Raw genomic sequence first — 7,443 nt, 5'->3', positions numbered from 1 at the left:
CGCGGGCGAGCGCGCTCACGGTGAACGAAGCGTCGCTGCTGCGGCGGCGGATCGTCTCGAGCGCGCGCCGGACGAGGCGTTTCTCGGCGGGTGTGCCGCGGAGCCGGGTTGCCGCGGCGTCGAGGAGGAGCGTCGCGGCGAGGTTCTCGATGGAGGCGACCAGCAGCGGCCACTCCTCGCGCGGATCCTCCAGACCGGTGAGCACCGAGTTGACCAGGGAGGCGAGCATCGGCGCGTAGCGTCCGACCGGATCGACCGGGAGTCCGGGCGGCGAACCGACCGCGAACCGCTCGGTGAAGGCATCGGAGAGGACCACCTCGACGGTCGCGGCCGGCGCATCGAGGGTCAGGGTCAGCCCGTCGTCCCCGCTGAGGAACGCGCGACCGCGATCGAGCGTCAGCGGCCCGGCAGGGCTGCTCAAGCGCATGCTGCCATCGGTGACGACGGTGACCTGCAGCTCGTCGGCCGCCCCATGTGTTCGAGAGGAGTAGGTGCCCGCCGTTTTCCAGACGCGCGCGAAAGAGATCTCCGGAGCCGAGTAGGCGTCGGCGAAGATGCGGAGCTCGTTCGCCCGGCCCAAAAAGCGCAGTCCCCTTCCTTCGAGCCAGTCCAGGGCGGTCTCTCCGGAGAGAGCCAGGCCTCGTGCATGTCTGTGCATCCTTTGATGATTCCCACGGGTGGGAAAGATCGGGGGCGTCGTGGACTGATCGGCATCCGTCGTGCAGAGACCCGCCGAGTCGGGACGTGGACCCGCCGGATGCTCACAGGATCGGCCGGTGCGTCAGGGCGGCTGTCTGAATAGGCGACGCACCCGCACCCCCTCCCCGCCACACCGGCGGGCCGATCTCTCTGGAGAGACATGAGCAACGACCGCGACCGATCCGACACCCGCTCCATCCCGTTCGGAGGCGAGTGGACTGTCCCCGACGAGGCCGGCGTCAAGCGCCGCACCATCGTCCAGGGCGCCGCCTGGACGGTCCCCGTCGTGGCCGCCGCAGTGGCGTCGCCGCTGGCCGCCGCCTCGACCACGCCCACCTACACGCTGGCCTTCGACCAGGACGAGTACCCCGTCGGCAGCGACTGCACGCTCAAGGGCGTGACCCTCACCCTGCGGGACAACGCCGGCGCTCCCGCTGCCGGTCAGACCGTCACCACGACCCTGCCCGCGGGCTGGACCTTCGCCGGCGGCGGACGCACCTACTCGACGACGACCGACGCGAACGGCCTGGTCACTCTGCCGACCATCACCGCCACGAAGGGCGCCGGCACCTTCACGCTGAACTCCTCCGCTCCCGCCGTCAACGCCTCCGACACGGCGACGGCCGACATCGACAGCCAGCCGAACCTCTGGGAGTACAACTCCGAGAACGGCAAGCGCTACAAGCTGACCCGCCTCCCGGCCGGCACGGCGACCGCCCTCGGTGGCGGCTACTTCCAGCTCGAGAACGGCGACATCTACGACTACCGCTCGTCGACCCCGGTGGTCCGCGGCGCGGGCAAGGCGGTCGGTTACAGCGGCCAGAACGGTAACTACTACGTCGACTACATCTCGAGCACCGGAGTCGCGTCGACCCGCAACCTCAACACCGGCACGACGAGGACCTACCCCTGGGTGCCCTCGAGCGCCAACCCGGTCGGCGGCGGTTTCTTCCTCGGAACCGGCGGCGCGCTCTGGGGCTACAACCAGCAGACGCGGATCGCGAGCGGCGTCACCTCGGCGTCGGGCTACATTTCGGCCGATGACACCAACTACTGGGTGGACTTCGTCAACGCGAGCGGAACGCAGACCTACAACGCCAACACCGGTCTGACGACGGTCTACAACTCGAGCCTCACCGCTGCGACGGCCGTCGGATCGGGATACTTCCTCCAGTCGAACGGCGTCCTGCGCTACCGCAACGAGGTCAAGGCGACGAACGTGAAGTCGGCCGTCGGCTACCCGAGCGCGACGACCGCGAACGCCGTGTACTTCGCCGACTACGTCACCAACGACGGCCGTGCGTTCTTCGCCAGTAGCGCCACGTCGAGCACCAGCCTGCCGAACGTGCCGCTCAACTCGAGCCCGCGCGGCGGCGGCTACTTCCTCGCCGGCGACCAGCTCTGGTCCTACCAGGGCGGCGGCAGGCTCATCGCCAGCAACGTGGACAACGCCGTCGGCTACCCCGGCGCCGCAGGCACCAACCGCCGCTACTGGTCGGACTACGTCATCAAGCCCTCCAGCTGCATCTGATGCCGCGGGAACGCCCCCTCGATCTGCGGGTCGAGGGGGCGTTCCTCTGTTAACGAGATACGTCTTACGAGGCGGACGTCTTCACGGGGAGCCCTGCACGGTGCAGGATGCTCCTGGCCGGCGACCGGCGGCTCCCTCCGGACGCTCGGCTGGGGATCGCATCAGCGCTCCGCGACGAAGCGATGTACCACGGAGAGGTCCTCGTCGCCGAGGCCGGCCTCGGTCAGTTCGCGGAACACGGTGCGGAGTGTGGCGAGCAGCGGCGCCGAGGTCGAGGTCGCCTCCGCCTCGTCGGCCGCGGCCCGCAGATCCTTGTTCATGAAGGAGGCGACACCGGTCGGCGTGTAGTCGCGGGCCACCAGCGCCGCACGCTTCGTCTCGAGCACGCGGCTCCCCGCATAGCCGCCCTGAAGCAAGGTGAGCAGCGTGTCGAGGTCGAGGCCCGAGCGCTCGGCGATCACCGCGGCCTCCGCGATTGCGGTCATCGTCGCGGCGACGATCAGCTGGTTGCAGGCCTTGGCCACGTCGCCCGAGCCGAGGGGGCCGAGGTGCACCGCGGTGCCGCAGGCGGACAAGATGGGCAGCGCGCGGGCGACATCCTCCTCCGCCCCGCCGACCATGATCGAGAGGGTGCCCGCCTCGGCGCCCTCGGTGCCGCCGCTGACGGGGGCGTCCACGAGGCGGACACCGGGGTGGCGCTGAGCGAGCTCACGCAGTCCGGAGGCGGAGACGCTGGAGCAGACCGCGAGCACGACGTCCGACTCCGCCGCGAGCACTCCGTCCTCTCCCGCCAGCAGCTCCTCCAGCTGGGGCAGGTCCGGCACCATCACGATCAGCAGATCCGAGACGGCGGCGAGAGAGCGGGCGGAGTCGTGCCACTGCGCCTCGGGCACGGCCAGGCGCGCGCGATCGGCGGAGGCGGGGCGTGCGGTGATCCCGAGCGGGACCCCGGCGGCGGTGAGGCGGCGGGCCATCGGGGCGCCCATGCTCCCGAGACCGATGAATCCCGTGCGCGCGGGCGGGAGGACCTCTGAGATCGAATCGGGCATGCGACCAGCATATCGAACACGGTTCACAGGGGTGAAGTACACTGGCCGCGGGTCGATCCGGGAGAGAGCCTCCAGCACCGCCCCGCGAAGGGACACCTGTGACCGATCGCCTCCGCGTCGTCGTTGCCTCGCCGCTCAGCCCCGAGCTGATCGCCCGCATCGTCGAGCTCGAACCGCGCCTGGACGTCGTCGCCGACCAGAGCCTCCTCCCTCCGATGCGCCACGCGGGCGACCACGGAGGCGACCCCGCGTTCCGGCGCACGCCCGAGCAGCAGCGCGCTTTCGACGAGCTCGTCGACTCCGCCGACGTTCTCTACGGAGTGCCCGACGAGACCCCGGCCGCCCTCGCGCGCACGGCCGCCGCGAATCCGCGACTCCGCTGGGTGCAGACGATGCCCGCCGGCGGCGGCGCGCAGGTGAGGGCCGCGGGCCTCGACGACGAGCAGCTGGCGCGCATCGCGTTCTCGACCTCGGCGGGGGTCCATTCCGAGCCGCTCGCCGAGTTCGGGATCTTCGGGCTGCTGGCCGGGGCGAAGTCGCTCCCGCGCCTCCAGTCGCTCCAGCGCGAGCGGGTCTGGGGCGAGCGGTGGACGATGGGACTGATCTCGGAACAGACGATTCTGATCGTCGGACTCGGCACGATCGGCCGCGCGACCGCCCGCAAGCTCCAGCAGCTCGGCGCCCGGGTGATCGGCACGAGCCGACACGAGAGCGCGGTCGAGCACGTCGACGAGATCATCGCCCCGGACGCGATCGCCCAGGTGGCGGGCCGGATCGACGGCGTCGTCGTCACGCTCCCCGGCACCGCCGCCACCGAGAGGCTGGTCGGGCCCGAATTCTTCGCGGCGCTGCGCCCCGGAGCGTCGTTTGTCAGCGTTGGCCGCGGGACGGTCGTCGATGAGGAGGCGCTGCTCGCCGCGCTCGACGAGGGACGCGTCGGCTTCGCCGCGCTCGACGTCGTCGCGCAGGAGCCGCTCGAGCAGGGCAGCCCGCTCTGGAGCCATCCGAGCGTCCTGATCAGCCCGCACACCGCGGCGCTGAACCTCGCCGAGGACCGCCTGATCGCCGAGCTGTTCGCGCGCAACGCCACCCGCTTCCTCGACGGGGAGCCGCTGATCAACCGAGTCGATACGGTGGAGTTCTACTGACACCACCGCCGCGAGAGGACGACATGGCCCGCCCCGAAGCGCCTCCGACGTCGGTCGACTCCGAGAAGGGGTCGGGCGCTCCGGCCGTGTCCCGCGCGATGCGGATCCTCGACCTCCTCGCCGACGCCGGCGGGCCGCGCACGCTGACGGACATCGCCCGCGAGCTCGGCATCGCCAAGTCGTCGACGTCGAACCTCTGCGCCGCGCTGGAGGAGGGGCGGCTGATCCGTCGCGTCGGCTCAGGCTTCCTCCTCGGTCGGCGCACCGTCGAGCTCGGCAGCCACTACCTCGCGGGTTTCGACCCGGTGCGCGAGTTCTACAGGCTCTGTGAGGAGTCGCCGGTGCTCTCGCGGCAACTGGTGCAGATCGCGCTGCTGGACGGCACCCGCGTCCTCTACCTCGCGGTGCACGAGGGCCGCGAGCGGTTCACGCTCTCGGCGAGCGTCGGCGACCGGTACCCCGCCTCCGCCACGGCCGTCGGCACCGCGCTGCTGGCCGAGCTCGACGACGCCGAGATCGCCGAGCGCTTCGCCGACGACCGCGACATCGTCGTCTTCACCGACCGGTCGACGTCCTCCTCGCGCGAGCTGCTCCGGAAGGTCCGGACGGCGCGCGAGCGCGGCTACGCGATCGACGACGGCGAGCTGCACCCCAGCGTCCTGGGCGTCGCCGTCGCCGTGCCCGCGGCCACCCGATCCGATCTCTCCGTCGCGGTGGGCGTCTCGCTGGTGCGCCCGATGGACGAGGATCAGGAGGAGGTCGTCGCGGCTCTCCGCGAGGCTGCGGCGGCACTGGGCCGTCCGCCGCTCGTCGCCGGCGCCCCCGCCTGACGGGTTTTGCGCCGCGGGCGTCCACTCTGTTGAATGCCGTTCACTGGGCTGTTACGCTCGCCTCATCCCGCCGGCGCGGGCCGGAGTGAGCGAGGCACCGTGGCGATCAGCACCAGCGACGAGCCCGGGGGAGACCGCTGATGCGGATCGCCCGGATCCAGGCGGATGACGGCGCCGCGATCGTCGCTCTCGTCGCGGGGGAGTGGCGCGAGATCGAGGACGCCTTCGTCGCGCAGCCGATCGAGACCGGTCGCCGGTGGCCGGTCGAGGGTGCGCGCCTGCTGGCCCCAGTGGAGCCCCGTGTGATCCTCGGGATGGCGCACAACGGCTCCGCGGCCGACCGCTTGCTGCCCCCGCAGGCCTTCCACAAGACCGCGCACACGCTGGCCGGGCCCGGCGATCCGATCACCCTCGACGCCGGCATCGGTCCCGTGAACGTCGAGGGGGAGCTCGCCCTCGTCATCGGGCGCACCGCCCGCCACCTCACTCCCGCGGATGCGCTCGAGCACGTCCTCGGCGTGACCGTCGCGAACGACGTCACCGCGCCCGCGATGATCACCGCAGACAGCCTCTTCCTCCAGGGCAAGAACGGTGACGGCTGGACGCCTCTCGGCCCGTGGATCGAGACCGGGATCGACCCCGACGCGGTGGCGATCACCGTGAGCGTCGACGGCGAGGTGCGCGCCGCCTCCTCCACGGCCCGTCTGGGCTGGAACGCGCGCGAGATCCTCGTGCACCTCACAGCCCACCTGACCCTGCATCCCGGCGACATCGTCCTCACCGGTTCGCCCGGCACAGCCGTCGCCGTCGAGCCCGGCCAGGAGGTGCTGATCGCCCTCGACGGCGTCGGCGAGCTCGTGAACCGCACCGTCGCGGGGCCGCCGCGCGCGGCGCCCCTGCAGCCCTGATCCCCCTCTCCGACCCTGCGCTCCGACCGCCCTCGCCTCGACCCCCCCTGGAGACCCCATGCTCTTCGATCTCACCGACCGCGTCGCCCTCGTGACCGGTTCGAGCCGCGGCATCGGCCGCGCCGTCGCCACCGGTCTCGCCGAAGCGGGCGCCACGGTCGTGCTCAACGGCCTCGATCCGGATCGCCTCGAGGCCGCTCGCATCGAGCTGGCAGAGCGTTTCGTCGACACAGAGGGTCGGACGCGCATCCACGCCCGCGCCTTCGACGTCACCGACGATGCCCAGGCCGAGGCCGGCGTGGCCTGGATCGAGGAACACGTGGGGCCGTTGCGCGTCCTGGTCAACAACGCCGGCGTGCAGCACCGGGTACCCCTCCTCGAGCTCGAGGTCGCCGATTGGGAGCGTGTGCTGCGCACCAACCTCACCAGCGCGTTCGTCGTGGGGCGCGCGGCGGCGCGGCGGATGATCCAGCGAGGCGCCGGCAAGATCATCAACGTCGCCTCGGTCCAGGCCGATCTCGCGCGGCCGACGATCGCGCCCTACACGGCGTCCAAGGGCGGGATCCGCAACCTCACCCGGTCGATGACGGCGGAGTGGGCGCGGCACGGGATCCAGGTCAACGCGATCGCGCCCGGGTACATCCACACCGAGATGACCCAGAACCTCGTCGACGACGAGGCCTTCAACTCGTGGATCCTCGGCCGCACCCCGGCCGCGCGGTGGGGCCGGGTCGAGGACCTCATCGGCCCGGCCGTCTGGCTCGCCTCCGACGGCTCCGACTACGTCAACGGCCAGGTCGTCTTCATCGACGGCGGCATGACCGTCGTCGTCTGAGCATCGCCCCTCCTCCACCCGCAGCGAACGAGAGCAGCATGAGCGCACCGAGCACCTCCCTCCCCGCCACGACCACCCGCGTCGTCGTGCACGCCGCCGGCGACCTCCGGGTCGAGGAGGCGCCGCTGCCCGCGCGCGCCGCCTCCGAGGCCCTCGTCGCGATCGCCTACGGAGGGATCTGCGGCTCCGATCTGCACTACTGGACACACGGCGCGGCGGGAGAGTCGATCCTCCGCGAGCCCCTCACGCTCGGGCACGAGGTGGTCGGCACAGTCGTCGAGGCCGCGGCCGACGGCTCCGGGCCGAGCGTCGGAGCCGAGGTCGCTGTGCACCCCGCCACGGCGCACGGCGAGTGGCCGCCCGGCCGGCCGAACCTCGCCTCCGAGGGCACCTATCTCGGCAGTGCGGCCCGATTCCCGCACGAGCAGGGCGCGTTCGCCCGG

Annotated in this window: 8 protein-coding genes; 6 read left to right on the top strand and 2 right to left on the bottom strand. The window is 71.7% G+C overall.

What is annotated here, in order from left to right:
* Positions 1–658 (bottom strand): hypothetical protein (locus ACH61_RS13125; protein WP_153038877.1); only part of this gene is annotated, 658 nt, incomplete at its 3' end.
* Between the two features lie 201 nt (positions 659–859).
* Here ACH61_RS13125 and ACH61_RS13120 point away from each other — a divergent pair.
* Positions 860–2,230: an Ig-like domain-containing protein gene (locus ACH61_RS13120; protein WP_068212756.1), complete on the top strand. Its 1,371-nt coding sequence runs from the start codon at positions 860–862 to the stop codon at positions 2,228–2,230.
* 161 nt (positions 2,231–2,391) lie between these two features.
* Here ACH61_RS13120 and ACH61_RS13115 read toward each other — a convergent pair whose 3' ends face one another.
* Positions 2,392–3,279: an NAD(P)-dependent oxidoreductase gene (locus tag ACH61_RS13115; RefSeq protein ID WP_068212753.1), complete on the bottom strand. Its 888-nt coding sequence runs from the start codon at positions 3,277–3,279 to the stop codon at positions 2,392–2,394.
* A gap of 98 nt (positions 3,280–3,377) precedes the next feature.
* On the opposite strand from ACH61_RS13115, the gene ACH61_RS13110 reads away from it, so the two are divergent.
* The 5 genes from ACH61_RS13110 to ACH61_RS13090 all read left to right on the top strand — a co-directional run.
* Positions 3,378–4,427, top strand: coding sequence for a D-2-hydroxyacid dehydrogenase (locus ACH61_RS13110; RefSeq protein WP_068212749.1), 1,050 nt, complete (start codon positions 3,378–3,380; stop codon positions 4,425–4,427).
* 23 nt (positions 4,428–4,450) lie between these two features.
* Positions 4,451–5,257: an IclR family transcriptional regulator gene (locus ACH61_RS13105; RefSeq protein WP_068212746.1), complete on the top strand. Its 807-nt coding sequence runs from the start codon at positions 4,451–4,453 to the stop codon at positions 5,255–5,257.
* Positions 5,258–5,397: 140 nt separating this feature from the next.
* Complete coding sequence (locus ACH61_RS13100; protein ID WP_068212742.1) at positions 5,398–6,165, top strand: fumarylacetoacetate hydrolase family protein; 768 nt, start codon at positions 5,398–5,400, stop codon at positions 6,163–6,165.
* A gap of 58 nt (positions 6,166–6,223) precedes the next feature.
* Positions 6,224–7,000 carry an SDR family NAD(P)-dependent oxidoreductase gene (locus tag ACH61_RS13095; RefSeq protein ID WP_068212739.1) on the top strand — a complete coding sequence of 259 codons (777 nt, stop codon included), beginning with the start codon at positions 6,224–6,226 and terminating at the stop codon, positions 6,998–7,000.
* A gap of 38 nt (positions 7,001–7,038) precedes the next feature.
* A partial coding sequence (locus ACH61_RS13090) for an alcohol dehydrogenase catalytic domain-containing protein (RefSeq protein ID WP_153038875.1) occupies positions 7,039–7,443 on the top strand: 405 nt, incomplete at its 3' end.

Source organism: Rathayibacter tanaceti (assembly GCF_001634385.1).
GTDB classification, from domain to species: Bacteria; Actinomycetota; Actinomycetes; order Actinomycetales; family Microbacteriaceae; genus Rathayibacter; species Rathayibacter tanaceti.
This window is presented reverse-complemented; position numbering and strand designations above follow the sequence as displayed.